The sequence below is a fragment of the Lacinutrix sp. YIN62 genome, from assembly GCF_057219185.1.
The window spans coordinates 1-23,788 of sequence record NZ_JBXVVH010000004.1; the positions used below are offsets into that span (position 1 = coordinate 1).

General features: G+C 31.7%; 20 protein-coding genes and 1 tRNA gene. 9 read left to right on the forward strand and 12 right to left on the reverse strand.

Features of this window, described 5'->3' with window-relative positions:
• Window positions 1–210: 210 nt before the first annotated feature.
• The 6 genes from AC2D8I_RS03465 to AC2D8I_RS03490 form a co-directional block, all read right to left on the reverse strand.
• The gene (locus AC2D8I_RS03465) at window positions 211–1,476 is read right to left on the reverse strand and encodes a hypothetical protein (protein WP_484704598.1); all 1,266 of its coding nucleotides are present in this window, start codon (window positions 1,474–1,476) and stop codon (window positions 211–213) included.
• A gap of 273 nt (window positions 1,477–1,749) precedes the next feature.
• Entirely contained in the window at window positions 1,750–3,558 is a 1,809-nt protein-coding gene (locus AC2D8I_RS03470) for a M1 family metallopeptidase (RefSeq protein ID WP_484704599.1), read from the reverse strand.
• Between the two features lie 70 nt (window positions 3,559–3,628).
• The gene (locus tag AC2D8I_RS03475; RefSeq protein ID WP_484704600.1) at window positions 3,629–5,242 is read right to left on the reverse strand and encodes a S8 family peptidase; all 1,614 of its coding nucleotides are present in this window, start codon (window positions 5,240–5,242) and stop codon (window positions 3,629–3,631) included.
• 10 nt (window positions 5,243–5,252) lie between these two features.
• Window positions 5,253–6,113 (reverse strand): MBL fold metallo-hydrolase, encoded by an 861-nt coding sequence (locus AC2D8I_RS03480; protein ID WP_484704601.1) that lies wholly within the window; start codon window positions 6,111–6,113, stop codon window positions 5,253–5,255.
• A gap of 151 nt (window positions 6,114–6,264) precedes the next feature.
• Window positions 6,265–8,460, reverse strand: coding sequence for a SulP family inorganic anion transporter (locus AC2D8I_RS03485; protein WP_484704602.1), 2,196 nt, complete (start codon window positions 8,458–8,460; stop codon window positions 6,265–6,267).
• Entirely contained in the window at window positions 8,457–9,308 is an 852-nt protein-coding gene (locus tag AC2D8I_RS03490; protein ID WP_484704603.1) for a universal stress protein, read from the reverse strand. The genes AC2D8I_RS03485 and AC2D8I_RS03490 overlap by 4 nt, the downstream gene beginning before the upstream one ends.
• 160 nt (window positions 9,309–9,468) lie before the next feature.
• On the opposite strand from AC2D8I_RS03490, the gene AC2D8I_RS03495 reads away from it, so the two are divergent.
• A complete protein-coding gene (locus AC2D8I_RS03495; protein WP_484704604.1) occupies window positions 9,469–9,693 on the forward strand; it encodes a hypothetical protein in 225 nt (74 codons plus the stop codon).
• 174 nt (window positions 9,694–9,867) lie between these two features.
• On the opposite strand, the gene lepA is transcribed toward AC2D8I_RS03495, so the two are convergent.
• Window positions 9,868–11,664, reverse strand: coding sequence for a translation elongation factor 4 (lepA, locus tag AC2D8I_RS03500; protein ID WP_484704605.1), 1,797 nt, complete (start codon window positions 11,662–11,664; stop codon window positions 9,868–9,870).
• Between the two features lie 162 nt (window positions 11,665–11,826).
• Between lepA and AC2D8I_RS03505 the strand changes: the two genes are divergently transcribed.
• Window positions 11,827–14,232: a TonB-dependent receptor domain-containing protein gene (locus AC2D8I_RS03505; protein ID WP_484704606.1), complete on the forward strand. Its 2,406-nt coding sequence runs from the start codon at window positions 11,827–11,829 to the stop codon at window positions 14,230–14,232.
• Between the two features lie 68 nt (window positions 14,233–14,300).
• Here the strand turns inward: AC2D8I_RS03505 and AC2D8I_RS03510 are convergent, their stop codons facing one another.
• Genes AC2D8I_RS03510 through AC2D8I_RS03520 form a run of 3 tightly spaced genes read right to left on the reverse strand, consistent with a single transcriptional unit; the run spans window position 14,301 to window position 16,639 of the window.
• Window positions 14,301–14,504: a hypothetical protein gene (locus tag AC2D8I_RS03510; protein ID WP_484704607.1), complete on the reverse strand. Its 204-nt coding sequence runs from the start codon at window positions 14,502–14,504 to the stop codon at window positions 14,301–14,303.
• A 7-nt stretch (window positions 14,505–14,511) separates the two neighbouring features.
• Complete coding sequence (locus tag AC2D8I_RS03515) at window positions 14,512–15,906, reverse strand: radical SAM protein (RefSeq protein WP_484704608.1); 1,395 nt, start codon at window positions 15,904–15,906, stop codon at window positions 14,512–14,514.
• Window positions 15,896–16,639: a prolipoprotein diacylglyceryl transferase family protein gene (locus AC2D8I_RS03520; RefSeq protein ID WP_484704609.1), complete on the reverse strand. Its 744-nt coding sequence runs from the start codon at window positions 16,637–16,639 to the stop codon at window positions 15,896–15,898. The genes AC2D8I_RS03515 and AC2D8I_RS03520 overlap by 11 nt, the downstream gene beginning before the upstream one ends.
• Before the next feature lie 91 nt (window positions 16,640–16,730).
• Here AC2D8I_RS03520 and dusB point away from each other — a divergent pair, with 91 nt between their 5' ends.
• Window positions 16,731–17,726, forward strand: a complete 996-nt coding sequence (gene dusB / locus AC2D8I_RS03525) for a tRNA dihydrouridine synthase DusB (protein WP_484704610.1) — start codon at window positions 16,731–16,733, stop codon at window positions 17,724–17,726.
• 2 nt (window positions 17,727–17,728) lie between these two features.
• On the opposite strand, the gene AC2D8I_RS03530 is transcribed toward dusB, so the two are convergent.
• Together AC2D8I_RS03530 and rbfA are read right to left on the reverse strand one after the other, a co-directional pair.
• Complete coding sequence (locus tag AC2D8I_RS03530; RefSeq protein ID WP_484704611.1) at window positions 17,729–18,940, reverse strand: ABC transporter permease; 1,212 nt, start codon at window positions 18,938–18,940, stop codon at window positions 17,729–17,731.
• 83 nt (window positions 18,941–19,023) lie between these two features.
• The gene (gene rbfA / locus AC2D8I_RS03535) at window positions 19,024–19,419 is read right to left on the reverse strand and encodes a 30S ribosome-binding factor RbfA (RefSeq protein ID WP_484704612.1); all 396 of its coding nucleotides are present in this window, start codon (window positions 19,417–19,419) and stop codon (window positions 19,024–19,026) included.
• 213 nt (window positions 19,420–19,632) lie between these two features.
• On the opposite strand from rbfA, the gene mce reads away from it, so the two are divergent.
• From mce to AC2D8I_RS03565, 6 genes are all read left to right on the forward strand, one after another.
• Window positions 19,633–20,037, forward strand: a complete 405-nt coding sequence (gene mce, locus AC2D8I_RS03540) for a methylmalonyl-CoA epimerase (protein ID WP_484704779.1) — start codon at window positions 19,633–19,635, stop codon at window positions 20,035–20,037.
• Window positions 20,038–20,087: 50 nt separating this feature from the next.
• Window positions 20,088–20,161 (forward strand) — tRNA-Ile (locus AC2D8I_RS03545).
• A 114-nt stretch (window positions 20,162–20,275) separates the two neighbouring features.
• A complete protein-coding gene (locus AC2D8I_RS03550) occupies window positions 20,276–21,163 on the forward strand; it encodes a hypothetical protein (RefSeq protein ID WP_484704613.1) in 888 nt (295 codons plus the stop codon).
• Between the two features lie 164 nt (window positions 21,164–21,327).
• On the forward strand, window positions 21,328–21,591 hold the full coding sequence (locus AC2D8I_RS03555; RefSeq protein ID WP_484704614.1) for a helix-turn-helix domain-containing protein: 264 nt from the start codon (window positions 21,328–21,330) through the stop codon (window positions 21,589–21,591).
• Entirely contained in the window at window positions 21,588–22,475 is an 888-nt protein-coding gene (locus AC2D8I_RS03560) for a hypothetical protein (protein ID WP_484704615.1), read from the forward strand. Before AC2D8I_RS03555 ends, AC2D8I_RS03560 begins: the two co-directional genes overlap by 4 nt.
• 64 nt (window positions 22,476–22,539) lie before the next feature.
• Window positions 22,540–23,772, forward strand: coding sequence for a tyrosine-type recombinase/integrase (locus AC2D8I_RS03565; protein WP_484704616.1), 1,233 nt, complete (start codon window positions 22,540–22,542; stop codon window positions 23,770–23,772).
• The last annotated feature ends 16 nt before the right edge of the window (window positions 23,773–23,788 follow it).

Sequence of the window (23,788 nt, forward strand, 5' to 3'; positions counted from 1 at the left end):
TCTTTTCAACTCCTCGCTTGTGAAGCTGTTCTAGAAAACTGGTTAGCTCTGAACCGTTTTTAAATTGTTCTAAAAAAGCGTCGTTTAATAAATCTTCTGGTTTCAGAAATGTGTTAAAGTTAATAAATAAAAAAATCTCGAGGGTGAATTAAACCCCGAGATTTTTAAACTTACACAGTTTATGAGATACTGCCTTTGCTTTATAAGGCTTTAATTCCTTACAATGTGCTTATTTAAACTCACGTGTCTAAAATCTGGATAATCTCTTAGGTTAGGATTTATAAAAAAGAGCTCAATTAAATCATCGGTTATCTCAATATCATATCCTTTTCCTAGAGCTATGGTTTTTCTATTACTTTTAGTATTAATGTAGTTATTACAATGACTTATTCTTACATTTTTTAATGTTATAAGTTCCTCAAATTTTTTGTGCTTTCCAAGAAGTGATTGTCCATCTGTAATCAGAAAATCATTAAAACCATACACAATGCTATTCTTGAGTGAGAATAGACTTTCTTTACTTATATTAATTGCTTCTTTAATTAAGCCTTGATTATTGTCTTCTGTATTTACTAAGGTAATATTATTAGCCTTAACATTGGTTTTCTTTTTTGTGGGATCAAAATTTTCAGATTTTTTATGCGTGTCAATTTCAAAACAGCTAGATTTTTGAATATCTGAAGAATAGGGGTTTCTAATAGCGATGCTATTATTTATTGTAGATTGGGCTCCTTTAGTAAAATCAAAATCGTCATCAGTTGCTCTGTACGAAATTAAATTTTTCATTGTCACATTACCTCCATAGAATTCAAAAGAATCATCGTTAGAATAACTAATTTGGATATATTCTATAGTTGTTTTGTTTCCGACGCCAGCAAACGAAATACCGTTCAGTTCTTTTTTTGAACTTAATTTTCTTCCACAGTACTCTACTCTAATATATTTTAGTATTCCAGAAGAACTATTCGAGTTGTTTCCGCCATAGGTACTGAATTTCCTATTCAGTTCAAAGTCTAACACATCAACACCTCCAAAAGCGTTTATAGGTGCATCACCTATTAGTATTATACCGCCCCAATCTCCAGGCCTTCTTGAGTAGGCATCTCTATTAGACGTAAATACGATGGGTTTTGTGTCTAACCCTTCTGCAATTAGTTTTGCCCCCTTTGTTATAACGAGTGTGCCACAAGATTTGTAATCTCCTCGAATAACTGTTCCAGGCTCTATTGTTAAGCTTGCATTGTTTGTTACATAAACGACACCTTGTAATAAATAAGTATACCTGTTTGATAAGGTTGTATTTTCAGTTATTGTGCCTAATAATGTTTTATTCGGTTTTCTGTAGATTTCGTTTTTGGGATCAAAATTAGTCCAATAATCAAACCAATTCTCTTCGCCAGAAATTCCAAGAGTTGTTTGTGAGTAGTTTATATTACTGATTATAGTGAGTACGAATATTAAAACATTTTTTTTCATAATTGCTTTACCTAACTTTTTTTGCTACGTAAAACTAATATGTTTCCATTGTTGGAAACTGTATAGTGATTTATGCTTTTGTTATTAATAAATGTTTAATGTGAAGTAATTGTTAATTTAGGTTGGTAGATTAGGATTTTTAGATTTTTAATTAAAAGCTAAAATGAATTTGTAAATCCAATTCATAATGTTTGAATCGCTCTAATACGATTGTTTAAATAAAAAAACCTCACCTGTAGAGATGAGGTTTTTACTTTACGGTTAGAAAAAGTCTTAATTTTTATTATTTTCTCTATTTACATCTGCCATTAGGCCGCTAGGATCTATTTCGACGAATTTAACAGCTTTTTTTGCTTCAAATGAATAATATGGATTGGCCCATGACCAATCGTCTTTAATGCTCGCTTCTGTTGGTTTTTCGCCACGCATCATTTGTAATGGAATGTAAATATTTTCTGTAGAACCGTCTGTATAGGTTACAGTTAAATCTATAGGCATTGGCATTAAGCCTATGCGTTCCAAGGTTACAGTCTTATCATTTACAGTTTTAACAGCATAATCTATAGTATTAGTTGTTTGTGTCCAGTCTGTTAAATACCAATCTAATTCTAATCCAGATACTTTTTCTGCGACACGAATAAAATCATTTGGTGTAGGGTGTTTAAATGCCCAATCCTTAAAATATGTTTTTAAGGTCTGTTTTAGGTTTTCTTGACCAATTATATAGCCTAATTGCGATAAGAATACCGACCCTTTGTTGTATGCAGCGATGCCATAAGCCATATTGGTTTCAAACCGATCGGCATGTGTGGTTTGTGGTTTTTCTTTTCCAGATTTAACTAAATGATTATAACCTCTATATGCTCCAGAATTTGGAGTGATCTTGTTTGTTTTTGAAATTTCATTCATAGCTTGATCACTTATGTAACTGGTGAAGCCTTCATCCATCCACTCGTGTAAGCCTTCGTTGGTGGCTAATAGGAATTGAAACCAAGTATGTGCTAGTTCATGTGCAGTAACGCCTACTAAGCTTCCAAATTTTCGTTTTCCAGTAATTAAGGTACACATGGCGTATTCCATTCCGCCATCTCCACCTTGAATAACAGAATATTGTTCGTACGGATATTTACCAACATTGTTACTAAAATATTCCATTAGAGCAACCGTTTTGGGCTGTAATTCTTTCCAGAATTTTAAGTTTTCTTCAGGTAACGTTTTCTTGTAATAGAAATTAAGTAACGGGCCGTTAGGAACTTGCATTGTATCATGAATATATTCAGTATCTGCTGCCCAAGTAAAATCGTGTACGTTTGGAGCGATGTAGTGCAATGTTTTTTTTTTGCCTTCTATTTTTATATCGTCTTGAAGATAGCCAGTGCCGCCAACAACGTAGTCTTTGTTAATGGTTAATTTTAAATCGAAATCTCCCCAAACACCGTGAAACTCCCTTCCAATATAAGGATCGGCATGCCATCCTTGATAATCGTATTCGGCTAGTTTAGGATACCATTGCGTCATAGATAAGGCTACACCTTCTTTATTATTTCTTCCAGAACGGCGAATTTGTTCGGGAACTTGTGCATTAAAAACCATATCGAAAGTTACGCTTTCTCCAGGTTTTATGGATTTAGCCAAATCGACTTCTAGTACAGTACCTACTGTTTTGTGTTTAATAACTGTTCCATTTTGTTTTAATGAAGCAACCTTAATATAACCAATTTCATTTGGTTTTAAAAGGCTTATACGGTCTCCAACTCTAGAATCAGGATCAGCAATAGTTCGTGAGCGAATATCCATATCACTTCCTGGTTGAAAGGCATTAAAGTATAAATGGTAGAATACTTTATTTAAAACATCTGGCGAATTATTAGTATATACTAATTTTTGAGTGCCTTGGTATTGATAATTGTCTACATCCATATCAATTTCCATTTTATAGTCTACATGTTGTTGCCAATAAGTAGACTGAGAAAAGGGATTGCTAACGGTGTTAGATGTTGTTGTGTCTGCAATGCTTTTAGAGGCATCGCAAGCAGATAATAACAACGAAGCAGATAAACCGAATAATAAAATCTTTTTCATATTAAAAATGTGTATTAAAATAAAAAGCCTCAACAATTGTAGTGTTGAGGCTTTTTTAAATATGTTTATGTTATTTAGATAATTCTTGAGCCATAATTAAGGCATTATAGGCATTTACTATTTTTTTAGATTTGCTTAAGTCTGCAAAGGGTCTTATATCATCTGCTTCACCACCAACAATAACTTTAGTTGGTATAGGTAAACCCGAGTCCATAATAATTTGTTTAACTTGGGCTGCTGTTAATTTTGGGTATTGAGACCATACTAAAGCGGCAACACCAGCAACAGCAGGAGCAGCCATAGATGTCCCTCCCATTGTAGCATATTCATTTTCTGGAGTTGTAGAATATATTTGGGCTCCTGGAGCAAATACATCAACATTCTTTTTTCCGTAATTAGAGAAACCAGCAACCATTTCACTACCATATTTTGGAGCTAATGCACCCACTCTAATATAGGTATTTCCAACCTCTACACCATTAACATTATCGTCTGGAAAATTATATTCTGTATCGACATCTTTACTATCGTTTCCAGCAGCGTGAACAAAAATAACATTGTTATCGCTGGCGTATTTAATAGCTTCTCTTACCCACTCTGGGTGTGGAGAAAAACTTTTTCCAAAACTTCCATTAATTACCTGCGCGCCATTATCTACTGCATAACGAATAGCCTTTGCTACATCTTTATCGTACTCATCACCATTTGGAACTGTACGAATGCTCATAAGCTCAACATTATTAGCAACACCATTAGCTCCAAGGCCGTTATTACGTTCAGCGAGAATAATTCCTGCTACGTGTGTACCATGGCTTTCAGATTTTTTTACCGGAATTACGTTTCCATTTCCGTAACCTGGTTTATCATTAAAGTCATTTGGATTATCTCCTGTTTTGCGACCATTAAAGTCTTTGTTTAAATTATAATTGACTTGATCTGTATAATAATCTACACCTCTTTTCACTTGCTCTACAGCATCTTTTACAGAGTTTAAACCATTAGCATAAGCAAAGTTTGCTGTTTCAATAGCAGCTTTTAATTCTGAATTATCTCCAGCGTTAATGGCTTTTACTTCGTCTTTTGTATAGTCTTCTTTGTTAAAGTGAGCAGCTAAGGTTTTATGTGCTCCTTTTAATCTTCCATAAATTTGATCTAATCTATTTTTACCAGCTAAAGCCTGCTTGTAGTCTTTTTCATACATAGCTTCTGCTTCAGCATATCTTGGGGCATTTTGATCTCCGCTAGCAACTAAACGGATATATTCTAATTGCTCATCATAACCATCACCTAGAAAATTCCAACCGTGAATATCGTCAATGTAACCATTGTTATCATCATCAATTCCATTATTAGGAATTTCTTTTTTGTTGGTCCAGAGTACACCGTCTAAATCTTCATGATTAATATCTATTCCAGAATCTATAACAGCGACGATAATTTTCTTTCCTTTTTTATCTTTAATAATTTCAGCATAAGCTTTATCTACACTCATTCCTGGGATGGTGTCTTTAACAAGATCCAAATGCCCCCAGTTGTGTTTTTCTGTTTCGGTTAAAGGAGCTTCCTTTAAAGGTGTCGCATCTATGTTTTCAATAGGTGTTGACAAAATAGCTCCCCCACCACAGCTTGAAAGCATTACAGCAGAAATTGCTGAAAATAGTACTGTTTTATTAATTAGTCTCATAAATTTAATTTTAATGTAAAATATCTTTGCAAGTGAATGTTTCTTTTAGGCGTACGCCTTTTTCTGTATGTTTTACTGTAATAATTTCATTATGTGCATCATGCTCTAAAAACAGATAATAATTGTTATCTGCAGCTAAATTGAGGAATTTTTCTTTTTCATCAAGTGTTAGTAAGGGTCTTGTATCGTAGCCCATTACAAATGGAATAGGTAAATGTCCAGCTGTAGGTAGTAAATCTGCCATAAAACAAATGGTTTTTCCTTTATAATTTATCATGGGAATCATTTGTTTTTCTGTATGACCATTGGCAAAGAAAATATCGAAACCTAGGGCAGAGTTTTTTAGAATATCCTCTTGCGGAAGTGCTGTAAAATGTAAATGCCCGCTGGCTTTCATTGGTAAAATATTTTCTTTTAGAAAGGAGGCGACTTCACGACGATTGGGCGCTGTTGCCCATTGCCAATGTTTTTCATTACTCCAAAATTTAGCATTTTTAAAGGCTGGTTCTAATACGGTTCGGTCTTTATTGTATTGAATAGTTCCACCACAATGATCAAAGTGAAGGTGAGTCATAAATACATCAGTTATGTCATCACGATGAAAACCATACTGAGCCAATGATTTGTCTATAGTACTATCGCCCCAAAGGTGGTAGTAGCCATAAAACTTCTCACTTTGCTTATTGCCCATTCCTGTATCAATAAGAATGAGTCTGTTACCATCTTCTATTAGTAGACATCGTGCTGCAATGTCTATCATATTATTGCTGTCTGCAGGATTGGTTTTTGTCCATAAAGATTTAGGGACAACACCAAACATTGCGCCGCCGTCCAATTTAAAATTGCCGGCTAGTATTGGATATAAATTCATATTGCTTCGCAAAGTACTAAAATAGCTGGAAAAATTTAAAAACCTTAAGAATTTATTAAGAGATACATGCTAAGATAAAAGTAAATAAATTAAAATTAGAAATGTTTTATATTTTATTTAGGCTATTATTAGGTGAAATTTAATAAGGTTTTTATGAAAGAACTTCTTTTAATCGTTTACCAAAATCGAAAAGGGCTTTAATTTCTTTAATACTGGCTTGACGTTCACGACCGAATATTAATAAACAACTTCCATTAGATTCGATATGATAATAAGGATTACTTTCAAAAAAATGCGTAACATCATCATTAAAAAGGGCTTTAATACTTTCTTCATCTTCACCTAATAAATAAAAACGTTTCGAAAAATCGTTATGATCTTGAATAGGAATATCTTTAAAGCCTGCAAACGCATATATTTTTTCTAAAAACCCTTCTCTATCTAATGTGAATTCAGGGATAGCTTTATTTAAACTAATGTGTAACATTGTAGATCTCACAACTTCTTTTGCTATAAACTCCCCTTCAGAAAATTCAATATCAAATAGATTAAAAATTTTATTTTCTGGAGTTAATAGGTTGTAAATATGATTGATTTTTTTAGTTCTAAAAAATAAAAAATTATTCAAAAAATGTATTGCTTTTTGTTTTTCGGGAATGTAGTTTAGTTTATAGTTTTTTGCTAATTCTTCTATAGAAGTTTGTCTTTTGGTTAAGTTGTTCTTAATAATATTAGGCACAGGAAGTAAACGTCGTAATGCGAAAGGGTGTTTTGAATCGGTGTCATGCATATCTAATCCTACAACTTCAAAAGAACCGTTTCGTTTTTCAAACAATTCTTGATAGTTGTTAAGGTTTTCCATTACAGTATGGTCTACGAATTCACAAAGTGAAAAGTCGACTACAACATCCTCGTTTTCTGGGATTGCATCTATTTTGTCTTTTAATCTGTAATAATTTAAAAAACTACAAAAATGTTTTACACTCAAATAATAGTTGTTTTCACCCTGTGTTTCTTTAAACATTAAAACATTAGGTTTTAATACGTTTCTTGCGAATAGTGTAAAATTGCGACTTATTATAATGTGAATAATGAAAGTAATAAAAACTCCAGAAGCGATTCCTGTAATTAACCCAATTTTTAATGTTACAAAAAGAGTTACAAAAAAAATAATAAGTTGTTCTCTACCTATAGAGAATATATTACGTACTGTACTTGGGGAAGCTAATTTGTAACCTGTATAGACTAAAATAGCCATTAGTGCTGGTAAAGGAATCCTTGTGAGCTGAGTACTAAATAAAACTATAAATACAACTAAGAATAAAGCATGAAAGAAATTTGCAGATCGATTGCTTCCACCGTTATTAACATTTACCGAGCTTCTAGCAATTACAGTTACAACATTTAACCCTCCTAAAAAACCGCTGCCTATGGTTGCTAACCCTAATGCCTTTAAGTCTCTATTAACGTTTGAACGCCGTTTTTCGGGATCTAATTTATCGACAGCTTTAATGCTTAATAAAGATTCTATACTAGCAATAAGTGTTAGTGCTAGTACACTGGTCCAAAAGGGAAATGAATTTATTTTACTAAAATTAATAGAAGGTAATTGTTCTACAATTTCAGAAAATTGAGGAATACCAGAAATCATATAGTTATAATCTATAGGATTTGGTGAGTGAGCTATCATTTCAAAATAATAACTAAATGTTATAGATAAAATAACAATCCACATTGGAGCAGGAATGAGTTGAAGGTATTTATTTCTAATCTTTGAATAAAATACCATTATCGCTAGGCTTATGACTCCTGCAATGGCAGCATATATTAATCCTGTGTCTTGATAATGAAGACCATTGTTTATGGTATATGGGATTTCTAAAAGATAATCTATAGTATTTTCTCGCTTTATTTTATGAGCTAGCATAATATGGAATTGCTTTCCAAGGATAATTAATCCAATGGCGGCTAGCATTCCTTGAATGGCTGAAGAAGGAAAAAAATCGGCTAACTTACCTAAACGTAAGAAACCTAAAACTAATAGTAAAATTCCAGAACAAATAATAGCGGCATAAGCGCTTTCTATACCTAAAGCGGTTATGGTTAGTAATAGGACGCCAACCAAACCGTTTCCTGGCCCAGAAATGGTGACATTACTTCCGCCTAGTATGGAGACAACAACACCTCCTATAACGGCAGCAATGATACCAGAAATGGGTGGTGCATCGCTAGCCATTGCTAAGCCTAAACCTAATGGTAACGCTATAAGGCTAACTACAAAACCAGAAAATATATTTTTAGGCAGAGCTTTAAGAAATGGAGTTATATTATTCTTTTTTGAATTCATTGAATAATTAAGACATCGGTTGGTAATTCTGTTAAGATATGTTCAATATCATGTGGAAATAGGCGGTCCCAAAAAGTCATTTTTGAAGGCGCATTCATTATCAATAGGTCCGCACGAGAAATTTGTGCATAATGACCGATGGAGTAACCTTGTTTTCCAAAAATAGGTTGTAATTTTATAGTTGTATTTTTAGTATAGGTTTCAGGAATATGCTCAATAATTTCGTTTATTCTAGAGGCTTCTCTAAGTTTAATACGTTCTTTATAAATAGTTGCTTTTCTTAAAGATTTATCATCATTTACTTTTACTGCAACTTCATTTTGTTTAATTTCCTCTACAATAGTAATGCGATCTGCGTATAATTGCTTGGCTACATAAAAGGCTGTAGTAATGGTTTGTTCTGTTTTAGGATCTTTAAGCCCATTAACAACAATGTGTTGGCATGGAACTCTTTCAATAGAAGGTTTAATAAGTAAAAGAATAGAACACTTTGCTTGTCGTGTAATTTTTCTAGCAATAGAGCCAAGATAGTATTTTACAAAGTTTTCACGTTGAACAGCACCTAGAATTAGCAGGTCTATTTTTTTTTCTTCCGAGGTTGATAAAATGGCGTTAACAGGATTTTTCTCTGGCTTAAATACAATTTCATAGTCTAGAAAATCTTGCCTAAAAGCACTTAATATAAGGTTTAGTGCCTCTGTTTTTTCAGAAGAAGAGCTCCCAATGTGAATTAAAATTAATTTAGCTTTAAAAAACAACGATAAACGCGCTGCTTCGTACAAGTTGGCTTTTAAGTTTGGTGAAAATGCGACACCAATACCGATGGTTTTAAAGGGTTTTAAAATCAATGTTTAAACTATTAAATCAAAACCGAAGATAGTATTTTTTAAAAGAAAAGCACTAGTTTTCAAAATATAAGACAAAATAAAAAATAATATTTTTTAATAGGTGTTTTTTTATATATGTTTGCACAAAACATACCAATTTATGAAAAAAATTATTTTATCAATGGCTGTAATTACAGCTTTCGCATTTACAGCTTGTTCATCTGATGATGACAATAACGATTCAAACTGTCAAACTTGTGCTGGATTTGAAATACTAGGAGTAGCAACTCCTGAAGTACAGGTTTGTGAAGGTGAAGATGGAAATGCCGTAGTAGAAGGAGTAGAAATTGATATTACATTTGCTGATTATATTGCATCGCAAGAACTTAATACTACCTGCGAATAAGCTTTTTATTTAAAGATTAAATGAATTAGGTCTGAACAGTCTGAAAGATAATTTCACTGTTCAGATTTTTTTTATTCAATATTTTAAGGAGTTTATTAAATTAAAAGGGTCTTGACTTAATACTACATAACATAAAAAAGCCAGAATTTATTAGAAATTCTGGCTTTTTTTATGTTAGTCATTCAGTTTTAAAACGGCCATAAATGCTTCTTGAGGGATTTCAACATTCCCTACTTGACGCATTCGTTTTTTTCCTTTTTTCTGTTTTTCTAATAATTTACGTTTACGAGAAATATCACCACCATAGCATTTGGCAGTTACATCTTTACGTAAAGCCTTAGTGGTTTCTCTAGAAATTATTTTTGCACCAATAGCAGCTTGAATAGGAATATCGAATTGTTGCCTTGGTATTAGTTCTTTCAATTTTTCACACATTTTCTTACCAATAGTATGGGCATTATCTGCGTGTATTAATGCAGAAAGAGCATCTACAGGTTGTGCGTTTAATAAAATATCAACACGTACCAATTTCGATTTACGCATTCCTATTGGAGAATAATCAAAAGAGGCATACCCTTTAGAAACCGTTTTTAAACGGTCGTAAAAATCGAAAACGATTTCAGCTAAAGGCATATCAAATGTTAATTCAACGCGCTCTGTTGTTAAATAGGTTTGATTCGTAATGAGCCCGCGCTTTTCAATACATAAGGACATTACATTACCTACAAAATCGGCTTTAGTAATAATAGTTGCTTTTATATAAGGCTCTTCAACACGATCTAAACTAGAAGGGTCTGGTAAATCGGTTGGGTTATTTAGAATGATAATATCGTTTGGCGCTTTTCTGGTAAACGCATGATAACTTACGTTTGGAACCGTAGTAATAACGGTCATATTAAATTCCCGCTCTAAACGTTCTTGAATAATTTCCATATGTAGCATTCCTAAGAAACCACAACGGAAACCAAAACCCAAAGCGGCAGAGCTTTCAGGGGCAAATATTAAAGAAGCGTCATTTAATTGTAGTTTTTCCATAGAGTTACGAAGCTCTTCGTACTCATCTGTATCTACAGGGTAAATACCAGCAAAGACCATAGGTTTTACATCTTCAAAACCTTCAATAGCGTTTGTAGTTGGGGTTTTAGCATCAGTAATAGTATCACCTACTTTTACTTCTTTAGCTTCTTTTATTCCTGTGATTAGGTAGCCAACATCTCCAGCTTTAATTTCTTTTTTAGGCTCTTGAGTTAATTTTAAAGTACCAACCTCATCGGCGCCATAAGTTTTATTTGTCGCTATAAATTTTATTTGTTGATTCTTTTTAATAGATCCATTGATTACTCTAAAGTAGGTTTCAACACCTCTAAAAGGATTGTATACCGAATCAAAAATTAAAGCTTGTAAAGGCTCGTCTACATTACCTGTGGGAGCAGGAATACGCTCTATAATAGCTGTTAGTATATCTTCAATACCGATACCTGTTTTTGCGCTTGCAGGAATGACTTCGCCAGGATCGCAACCTAACAAATCTACAATGTCATCTGTTACTTCTTCTGGGTTTGCACTTGGTAGATCTACTTTATTAAGGACTGGAATAATTTCTAGATCATTCTCTAAAGCCAAATACAAGTTGGAAATGGTTTGCGCTTGTATACTTTGTGCAGCATCTACAATAAGTAAAGCCCCTTCGCATGCAGCTATAGATCTAGATACTTCGTATGAAAAATCAACATGACCTGGTGTGTCAATAAGATTTAATACGTACTGTTCTCCTTTATGAGTGTATTCCATTTGTATGGCATGCGATTTAATGGTAATACCACGTTCGCGTTCCAAATCCATACTGTCTAAAAGTTGATCTTGTTTTTCACGGGCAGTTACCGAGCCTGTAAAGTCGAGTAAACGATCGGCTAATGTACTTTTTCCGTGATCTATATGTGCAATAATGCAAAAATTTCTAATGTTCTTCATAAATCTAAAATCTTCCCATAAGTAAGATGTTGCAAATATAACGCATTTATTATGCTTTTCTTGAATTTATTTAAAGAGTAAAACCTTAGAGATTACGGTTTTTACCGTAATGATAAGTAATAAACATATAGTATCTTGCGCCGTATATTAAATATTATTTTTTTGAAAAGTTTTTTTTGTATATTTTTCTGTTGTTGGTTTTCGACGATTTTTGCTCAAGACCTTACTATTTCTGGAATTTTGATAGATAAAAATAATGAGCGCATACCGTATGCTAATATAATTGTTAGTAAAACAATAGCACTAGATTCTATAGAATACAAAAAAGGAACTTCAACAGATGAAAATGGGGTTTATAGATTTGAGGGCTTAAAAAAAGGAAAACATCAAATTAAGGCTTCGTTTTTGGGGTTTAAAGACGAAGTAAAAAAGATAAACCTTTTAAATAGTGTAACAATAGATCCTATTGTTTTAAAGGAATCCGTAGAAAACATAAAAGAAGTTGTAATTGCGGTTAAAAAGCCCGTTTTAAAAAAAGAAACCGACCGTTTGGTTTTTAATATTGCAAATACGGCTTTGAGTGAAGGAACGATTTTAGAGGCTTTAAAAAGCACGCCTGGCGTTTTGGTATGGGATGATAAAATCTCAATAAAGAACACGTCACCAGTAGTGTATATAAACGATAGGAGAGTAAATCTGTCGGCGAATGATCTTTCACAATTATTAGAAAATACATCTGCAAATAACATTCAAAAAATAGAAGTTATTACAAATCCGCCTGTAAAGTATGGTGCTGAGAGTGCAACAGTATTGAATATTGTGATGCTTAAAAACTTTATTGCTGGATATAGGGGAAATGTATTTGGAAACTACAGACAAGGTGTTTTTTCTAGATATAATGGAGGAGTAAATCAATTTTATAAGACTAAGAAAGTAAGTTTGAATGCGAATTATAATTTTGCGAAAAATAAGTCTAATAGAAATGAAGAGGAAAAAATTAATTATTTACAGAATAATATAATAGAAGAACGTTGGGACACCCGGCAAGACAGAAATACTTGGTCTGAAACGCATAATCTAAATTTAAACTTTGATTATTTTTTAGATGATAGTAATACATTTAAATGGTCTTCAAATGTATTGTATACTCCTTATTTTAAGTATTTAACACGAGGGAATACAAACGTTATAAATGCTAATAATGCATTAGAGTCTTATTTTAAGCCTCAGAATCTTTCTCAAGATGAAAAGTATAATATTAGTTTTGATTTTGATTTTGTACATCGTTTCGGCGATCAATCAAAATTATCTGCAAATAGCCACTTTACTGCTTACGACTATAATAGAAATCAAGAGGTGAATAGTGATTATTTCGATGCTAATGGTGTTTTTGATTTTAATACGGCTTTTAATACTAAGAATAATCAAAAGACAAACATATTTACATCTCAATTGGATTACGAGCTAACGCTAAATACAAGCTCTTCTTTTTCTACTGGCTTAAAAATATCTCAGATAGATACTAAAAGCGATATTACTCAATTTGATATTGATACAAATACAAATGAACAAATCTTGAATGTTAATAATACCGATAATTACCATTATGATGAGATTGTTTATGCTGGTTATGTGAGTTATGCTAAACGTTTTGGAAAGTGGGACGGATCTATTGGAATGCGTTTAGAGCAAACGCATTTAGAAGGGAGTTCTGAAATAGTAGATGCGCCTAATACGCAAGATTATTTAGAGTTTTTTCCAATGGTTAACTTGAGTTATCAAGCTTCAGAGGAAACCAGTATTTACACTAATTTTAAACGTAATATAAAAAGGCCAGACTACGAAGATTTAAATTCTTTTATGTTTTTTTTAAGTGATGTTAGAATTTTTAGAGGGAATCCAACTTTACAACCTGCATTCACCAATCGTGTGTTAGTTGGATTGGCGGTTTCTAATTTTAATTTTGAAGTGTATTATGAAAAAATAAAAGGAAATATTTTTGAATTGCCATTTCAAGATAATATAGAAAATATTATAATATACTCGCCAGTTAATTTGAGTGAAACTAAGGAATTTGGGTTAGATTTTACTGCTTCTTTTGATGTAACGAATAATTGGTCAGCATATCTTTTTACTACGTTTTATAATGCGGAAGATGAAATATTTTTTGAAGGCTCTGAATTGAAAAGAAATCAGTGGTCTAATTATACTTCGTTAAGTAATGCTTTTTCTTTTTTGAAAGATAAAAGTTTAGATATTAATGTTGATCTAATCTATAATAGTAAAAGCCAACAAGGTTTTTTAACTACTGAAGCTATATTTATATCTAATTTATCTTTGAGAAAGAAAATACTTAAAACAAAGGGCGCGTTATCCTTATCTGTTAGTGATTTGTTTAATACACAGGACTTTAAAGTGACCTCTAAGTATGCCAATCAAGATAATTTTAATTTAACCGATTTAGATACTCGTTATGTAAAATTAGGTTTTAGCTATAAGTTTGGGAATACTGCTTTAAAAACAAATGAACAGACTAAATCTACTACAGAGCGTGAGCGGTTAAAGTAATGTGTTTTGCTTCAAGAGATCTATGTTGCGGTCTATTCATTCTGTAAAAGGGTGTGAGAATTCGTAGTCTAAAGTATTAAACTACCACAAACCCCTAAACTAATAATAAGATAGCTAACTGCTAATATGAATAAAACTTTAGAGGCTTTTTTATTTTTAAACCGAATCGCAAGTCCTATTATTATTAATAATAGTGGAATGCCAAACATAATAATTAATATCATTAGAATAATTCCAGTGTAATTCCCTCCTTCTATAACTAAGCTGTTCATAATTTTATTAGTTTAGTTCTGTTCTAAGCGCTTCCAATTTAGCTCTTTTATCATCACGATAAAATAAGTTCATTGTTTCAAAAGGAATGATTTTATTATCCTTATTTACAATGTGAACACACGATTTTTTGACGGCTCTTACATCAAAATTATAAGCATCTATAAATTGCATAATAATGACACGAAATAAATTGTCGTAACCTAAATTAGGAGCGTCTATATTGGGTAAACAGCACATAATAGATTTTAAATTTTCTTCAGCAACTTCAACAGAATTACCTGTGCTAAACAGGTCTACCATTTTGCCTTGTAAGCTTTCGTCTTGTTCATATATTATAGTGTTCTTACTATTATCTAATAAATCAGCTGGGTTAATGTATCTGGTTAATGGAAAGACCTTATCTTCAAGTTTTAAAGCATACCCCATTACTAAGGCGTCTGGGTTACAAGGCACGGGAATTAAATCATCATTATTAAAAATAGTAGTTTGTTCCATTATTTTTCGTCTCACTTCAGTAAGTGTTATTCTATCTGTCTCTGGGTTAAAATGATTTAATCTACCAGCGATTTGAGTTGGTTGAAACGTTACGCCACGAACACTTTTTTGTTTTAAAGCATAATCTATAATTTTTCCTATTTCAGTGTCATTTAATCCTTTTTGAAGCGTTACGACTAAAGTTGTAGAAAGGTTAACTGCGTTTAGCTTAGCAATGGCTTGTTTTCTAATGCTATTTAAATTGGCGCCGCGTAATTCCTGTAACACTTTATTATCAAAAGAATCAAACTGTAAATAAATTTCAAAATCTGGAGCGTATGTTTTTAATTTTTCAGCAAAACCAGCCTCTTTGGCTATTCTAATACCATTTGTGTTTAACATTAAATGTCTAATAGGTAATGATTTTGCATACTCTAATATTTCGAAAAATTGTGGATGAATTGTTGGTTCGCCTCCGCTTATTTGAACAACATCAGGTTCCTTTTCATTGGCAACAATCGTATCCAACATCGTTTTGATTTCATCTAAACTTCTATGTCTACCATAGGTTGGAGAAGAACCTGCGTAACAGGTAGGGCAAGTTAAATTACAGCGGTCTGTGACTTCAATTACTGTTAAACAGGAATGCTGTTCATGGTCTGGACACAATCCACAATCATACGGACAACCATAATGTGTTTTAGTATTGAAAGTATAAGGTGTTTCACTAGGTTTGTTGTAGTTTCTAATGTTTTTGTAATAAGCAATATCATCTGCAATTAACACTTTCGAATTTCCATGTTCGTTACAGCGTTTTAACATATATACTTTATTGTTTTCAAAAACAATTTTGGCATCTACACGTCTTAGGCATTCTGGGCATAAGCTTAATGTGAAGTCGTAATAGGTATATTTTCTAACGGGCATTTTTTAATATTTTTAGTAGGGTTTTATTGTAATAGAGTATACAAATTAGACATAAAATTTGAATAGTACTAAGGCCAAAAATATAAAACACATTAGGCTTTAAAAACTCAACAAAAAAGCGAAAGGCGAAATATATAATCATAAACCCTTTAAATAGCATTCCATTTTTAAGACTAATGTTGTTTTTTATATGTTTTAAGCTAAAAAATAAGAATATTAAAAATAATAACTCGTATAAAGCGAGAGGGTGTCTTAAAATACCATCTCCTAAATCCAATCCCATAAAAAAAGAGGTTGCTTTTCCATAAGTGAATTCATTAATACCAGAGAGAAAACAACCGATACGCCCAATAAAAATTCCGAGAATAATGGGGAGAACAAATGCGTCTCCAGAAGCTTTTTTTTCTCCGATATTCTTTTTTGTTATTTCTACACCTAGAAGCCCACCAAATAAACCACCCATTATGGTTTTAGTGTTAAATAATTGAATAATGCTGGTTTGCGAAAGCGGTATTAAAGGGTTTTCTAAAAAACCAATAAGCCGTGAGCCTATTAAAGCCCCAATAGCAGCACCAAGAATAATGGATAATCTATTTAAAGGGGAAATGATGTCTTTTGTTTTCCGTTTTGTATAGATGTAGTATCTAAAAGCAACAAAAAAAGCAACATACTCTAAGATAAGATGAATACTTATATTGTAACTAAAAAAAAGGGGCTCGAAGGGAATATTCAAAAAATATATTTAATTGTAAAAATACAATAATTACAAAGAGAATAATCAGTTTGTATAAAAAGATGTAATTTTGCACTTAAAAAAGAATATTTTGGTTAAAATAGACAATATAGAACTCCCTGATTTTCCATTACTTTTAGCGCCTATGGAAGATGTTAGTGATCCTCCTTTTCGTGCATTATGTAAAGAACAAGGAGCAGATGTTGTATATACAGAATTTATCTCTAGTGAAGGATTAATTAGAGATGCTGCAAAGAGTGTTATTAAATTGGATATTTATGAAAAAGAACGCCCTGTAGGAATTCAAATTTTTGGTGCCAATTTAGATAGTATGTTACAAACGGTAGATATTGTAGCGCGTTCTAATCCAGATATAATAGATATTAATTTTGGGTGTCCTGTAAAAAAAGTAGTATCAAAAGGTGCGGGTGCAGGAATACTTAAAGATATAGATTTAATGGTCTCTTTAACCGAAGCAATGGTAAAACGAACGAGCTTACCTGTTACAGTAAAAACGCGTTTGGGTTGGGATCATGATTCTATAAGAATTGTAGAAGTCGCAGAACGATTACAAGATGTGGGCTGTAAAGCGATTTCTATTCATGGGCGAACCAGAGCACAAATGTATAAAGGGGATGCAGATTGGAAACCTATAGCCGAAGTAAAGAATAATCCAAGAATGCATATTCCTGTTTTTGGGAATGGAGATATTACAAGTCCTGAACGGGCTATGGAAATGCGCGATCTTTATGGATTAGATGGTGCTATGATAGGGAGAGCAACCATTGGTAATCCATGGTTTTTTAAGCAAGTAAAGCATTTTTTTGAGACCGGAGAGCATTTAGCTCCAATTACAATACAAGAACGCGTAGATGCAGCGCGTAGGCATTTACAAATGGCTATAGATTGGAAAGGAGAAACTTTAGGAGTTTTAGAAACAAGAAGGCATTATACAAATTACTTTAAAGGGATTCCTCATTTTAAAGAATACCGAACAAAAATGGTAACAAGTGATGACTCAAAAGATGTTTTTAGTGCTTTTGATGCGGTTCTTGAAAATTTTGCTGAATACCAATTCAAAAAATAAACTTAATCTTTTAAAAGATTTTTGGTTATCCTTACCGATGCAATTTTTGATGCTACAATGCCTAGAATGCTTATAGTAAAAAAGACAATAAAGCAATTTTCTACTTTAATAGCAACAGGGTATACTAGATTTGGAGTTATGTATATTTTTAGACTGTCTGGGCCGTATAATTGAATTAATAAAAGAATAAAGCTAATTGTAATACCTATTAGGCCTCCTACAATACTCATTAAGGTGCCTTGTAGGAAAAAAATACGACGAATATCTTTAACTGTAGCTCCAATATTAAACAGAGTACTTAAGCTTTTCTTTTTATCTAGCATCATCATGATTAAAGATCCTATAACATTAAAAAAAGCAATGATTAATACCAAAGTGAAAATAAGGTAAACCATAATGTTTTCGGTATTAAGCATTTTGTATAATGCATCGTTGAGCTGTGTTCTATTCTTTAATATTATTTTATCTCCTAGAATTGTTTTTATTTTAGATCGGATAAGGTCTTCATTAGCGTTTTCTTCCAGCTTAAATTCAATGGCTGTTATTTGATTTGGCGAAAAACCAAGGAGTTCTCTAGCCAATGTAATAGATGAATAAATGTAGCTGTCGTTAAGTTTTTCATTAACATCAAAAATACCAATGTTAACTGTATTTATTTTTTTAAAGGCTTGTTTAATAGAGGTGATTTGTCCTTTCCCTGGTTTTGGCACATACATAGAAACACTCTTGCCGTAATCTAAAACCCCAATAGATAAGCTATTGGAAATACCTAATCCTACGACTACTTGACTTGTATTTGGAGCAAGCCAGGTCCCATACTTAACAATAGAATCTACAACATTTACTTTATTGTAGTTATTGTCTACACCTTTAATAAAAGCGGGGTGTTTATTATTGTCGAAAGCGACTAATACACGTTCTTCTATAATTTTAGAATAGACGATAACACCATCAATTTCTTTAAGTTTATTTTCTTCATCTTCTGTTATAAAAAAAGATTTTCCAACGGCAGTTTCTGCTTTTAAATCGGGATCGATTATGTTAGAAAATTCTAAAGCGTACGATTTTAATCCAGCAAAACCAGATAGTACCACAAAAAGAGAAGCAGAGCCTAAAATAATTCCAACAATAGCAATATAGGTTATAAAATTAATGGCATTATTGCTGCTTTTAGATCGTAAATACCGTTTAGCTATATAATAGGAAACATTCATAATGTAGTCGTATTTTGAGAAAAAAAGATATTATGAATGTAAGAACAAATCATTGATAAAGGGAACTGTTATAATGGGTATGGTTATGATTTTTTTCGCTTACCTAAAAGATCAGGATCATTTATAGGGTCGTCCTTACCTTTTAAGGACTGTTCTATTTTATCGATATATTCTAGAGAGTCATCAACATAAAACTGCAATTGTGGCACACGTCTTAATTGATGTTTAGTCCGTTGGGCTAACTCATGTTTTATAAAAGGTTGATTGGATCTAATACCTGTAATAAGTTCTGGTGCTTTATTATTAGGAAAAATACTTAAATAGACTTTAGCCATAGATAAATCTACAGTAACCGACACTTTAGAAACAGATATAATCACTCCTTTCATACCTCCTTGTGTTGCTGCACCTTGCAGTATATCCACCAAATCACGTTGTAATACTGATGCTATTTTTTTTTGTCTTTGACTTTCTTCCATCTTCATTGAAATTTAAAAGGTATCACTTTGTAATTGCTTATGTTTTAGTGTGATGACCTTTATAAAAACTCATCGTTAAGTTTTTACAGTGCAAAAATAGACGTTATTTAAAGATTATCTTACTTTTGAAGGCAAAATTCGTACTTTAAAAAAGAATTATAGTATAAAATAGCTAAAGTTCGCTTTTAAGGAAATTAAAAATAAAGACCTATGATGAAAAAAATAGAACATATTGGAATAGCAGTAAAAAGCCTAGAGACTTCTAATGAATTATTTGCTAAACTTTTTGGAGAACCCCATTATAAGGTAGAGGAAGTTACCAGTGAAGGGGTAAATACTTCTTTTTTTCAAGTAGGGGAAAATAAAATTGAATTATTAGAAGCGACCAAAGCGGATAGTCCAATAGCTAAATTTATAGCAAAAAAAGGAGAAGGAATTCACCATATAGCTTTTGATGTGGAAGATATAGAGTCTGAAATAGAGCGACTTAAAGGAGAAGGGTTTTTGGTGTTAAATGAAACACCTAAGCAAGGAGCCGATAATAAGCTGGTTGTTTTTTTACATCCAAAATCATCAAACGGCGTATTAATTGAACTTTGTCAAGAAATAAAAAGATAATTTCCTTGCTAGAAATTAAAATAAATAGTAATATTGCACTCCTAATTTTAGGTCCCATAGCTCAGTTGGTTAGAGCACCTGACTCATAATCAGGTGGTCCTTGGTTCGAGCCCAAGTGGGACCACTAGTAACAGTAAGCCTTACAGAGATGTAAGGCTTTTTTTGTGCGCTGAGGTTAAACATAGGTTAAACATTTTTGTATTATCTATATTTGCTTTTACAACCAAAAACGTTTTTTATGCAATCTTCAAGTAAAGTACTTTCCTTCTATTTTGATATGCTTTTTGTTAAAAGTATTCAATCTGTCAAAGATGGTTTTAAAGGGAATTCTACATTACAAGAAAATGGATACTCTTACCTTCAAGACCATAATTATTATTTAAAAGATGAAATGGTTGAAGATAATGGTACAATGCCAGTTTTTGTAACAGACATTATTGGTAGAGAAGAGTTTTTAGACCGTTTACTAAATTTTGAAAACATCTCTATTTATAGAACTATTGAAACAGAAGTTTCTAGATTAAGTAATTTAGTAGACAAGAAAGAATACCTAAACAACATCTTTAATGATTTGAAAATTCTATTTAGAAGAGTTGTTAATACTGTTTCTGATTCTATTGAATTAGTAGATGATTCTCTAACAGAGTTATTAAGAAATCTAAAGGATAAGTACGCTAATATTATTATTTCACATTCTGTATTTGGTAACTTACACAAAGATATAGGCGCATCATATTTTAGATGCTTAGAGTCTTTGAAACCCTCATTTTTTTCAAAACTATTTGAAGTTACTTGCATTTTAGGGTTGATTGACGATATTGACATTTATGAAGAAGATTTTGTTGAAGCTTTTACAAGTTCTAAACCTCAAGAATTGTCTACTAAGATTAAGTTTATTGAAATAGGAGGAATAGTGGCTTATTATTTTATGTCAATTAAACCGTTCTTCAAAAACTTCACAAGTATGTCAATACAAAACAGTGAAGCGTTTTTAAACAAAGACAATAAGTTCTTTACCGCCACAGGAATTGACAAAGCTAGGTCTACTTCAAAAGAAAAACATTTGGAAATTAAATCTACTATTGACTTACACATTAACAAGCTTAAAAAACAATATATAAAGTAACCTTACTTTACACCTTACCATCTTCCTTACCCTATGCTTACCTATTGTAAACATAGGGTTTTTTGTTGTCTTTCTTTGTTGAAGTATTAACAAGGATAGTCGACTATCCATAACATTTTTAAGTTATGGAATTTATCCAAAATGAATTAAAAGAAATAAAGGAATTGCTGATTAAACAATCTATTCAGCAGAAAGAAATTTTAACAATTGAAGAAGCTTCAGAGTTCTTAGGACTATCAACCTCTAGGTTATACAAAATGACAAGTAATAAGGAAATCCCTCATTACAAACCTGGTGGAAAGAAAATATATCTAAATCGCCAAGAACTAGAACAATGGATTCTGAATAGTAGAGTTGCTTCCATAAATGATTTAGATGATGAGTTGGATAGCTATTTAAGTAGAACTAACAAAAATCTAGCATCATGATAGATTTTGTTAAACTAAAGTATCAGAACAGAGATAAAATGGAGAAGTTCATTACCAATTCAGATAATTTTAAACGTTGCTACGCAAAGATGGAATATCATTCAGGAGAAATACTATACCCTTATAATGTTTATATAAAAAAGATGGAAGTTAGCATTAACGAGAAGTCTGCTTATTTAAAAAACTCTCTTCATAAAATGGCAAATTATATACAGTATAACGACGACCATAATTACAATGACTTTGGGTATAAGAGGGTATGTGACGCTATAGGTTACATTAACAGTAAAGTAATAGACTCACTTTCAGCAAAAATAACTCAACTTGAATTTGGATTGAATATTAACACACCTGTACCAGCTGAAGAGATAATTATAAAGAACATATTATTCCATAAACACAAATTGTGTAATGTGAATACAAAGTTTAATGGCAAGGGTCGATATAAACAATTTGAATACAGTAATTTTTACATAAAAATTTATGATAAAGCTAAGCAGTACAAGCTTGACACTAATATTTTAAGGTTTGAAATTAAGTATAAAGGAGCTAAAGGCATAAACCCACTTGGAGTTTATAACCTAGCTAATCTTAAAGAGAAAGAAGTTCTAAAAGCGTTGTTTAAAGACTTACTTAAAAGGTTTGATGAACTTACTATTATAGATAAGATAACAGATAAGGTTTCTAAAAAGGATAAAAAGGAATTGACCAATTATTTAAGCATTAATTATTGGGAGAATTTGTCTGAAAGAGAGAATAGGAATCTTAAACCAGTACATATTAAGAGGTTTAATTCTTTACTAGAGAAAAACAACTTACTAAACACAAAACAACTTCTAAGAGAAAGACTAATTCAAAAGTTTGAAACTTTAATAAGTAACTAAAAACAAGTGACAAATTCCACTTGTCTTATAGTTGGAATTTGTCACTTCAAAAAACATAAATATTATGGCAAGCATCAAAATATTATTAAGAAATAAACCAAACAAAGAAGGACAATACCCAGTAGTTTTAAAGATTATTAAAGATAGAAAAATTAAGGTAATTACATTAGGAATTAGTTGTTTAGAAAAAGATTGGGATAAGGCAAATGCAAAGTTCAAAAAGAGTCAAAACAACTACTTACAGAGAAATAGAGCGTTGCTTAAAAAGAAAGAAGAAGCTTTAAAGATAATTGATGATTTTTTTCTTGAAAGTATTGACTTTACTTTAAATCAATTTGAAGCAAAGTTTAGAGGAAGAAAATCTTCAAAAGTTACTGTGTCAGAATTCTGGAAAGAAAAGATTAGTGATTTTATAAAAGCTGGAAGAATAGGAAACTCAAAACCTTACAAAGACACTTATAACTCGTTTTTTAAATTTCATAATAACAAGAATTTAGTATTCAGAGAAATTACACCAACACTACTAGATAAATATGAAACTTATTTAAGAAGTAATAATAATTCTAATGGAGGGATAGGTATTAAAATGAGAACGATTAGAGCTTTATTTAACTATGCTATTAAAAGTGGAGTTGTAGATGACAAATACTACCCTTTTAAAGTTTATAAGATTTCAAAATTTAAAGCTAAAGGAATTAAAAAAGCCTTGATTAGAGATGAAATGAAGTTAATGGAAGCTATTGATACCCAAAAACACCCTCATTTGATTAACACAAAAAACTACTTAATATTTAGCTATTATATGGGTGGGATGAACTTTGTAGATATGATGAAGTTAAAATGGGATAATATACAAGGCGATAGAATTCAATATATCCGTTCTAAAACTAAAGGGAAATTTACAGTTAAAATGTTAGAGCCTGTAAAGCAAATTATAGCCTACTATAAATCTCAAAATAGACCAACAGATTATGTGTTTCCTATTCTATTAAAGAAAGACTTAACACCTATGCAGATTGAAAATAGAAAGCATAAAACCTTAAGAAGATTTAATAAACAACTTAAAGAGATAGCAAAAATTCAAGGTGTAGAACAAAATGTAACATCTTATGTCATTAGACACAGTTTTGCTACCAACTTAAAGTTTGCAGGTATTTCAACAGATGTAATAGGTAAATCTATGGGACATGCAGATGTGAGCATTACACAAGCTTACCTTAAGGAATTTAAAGATGACATTATTGATGATGCAATGTCAAAACTTTTAGAAGAGCCGATACTACAATATGCATCTTAAAAACAATATGAAAAAG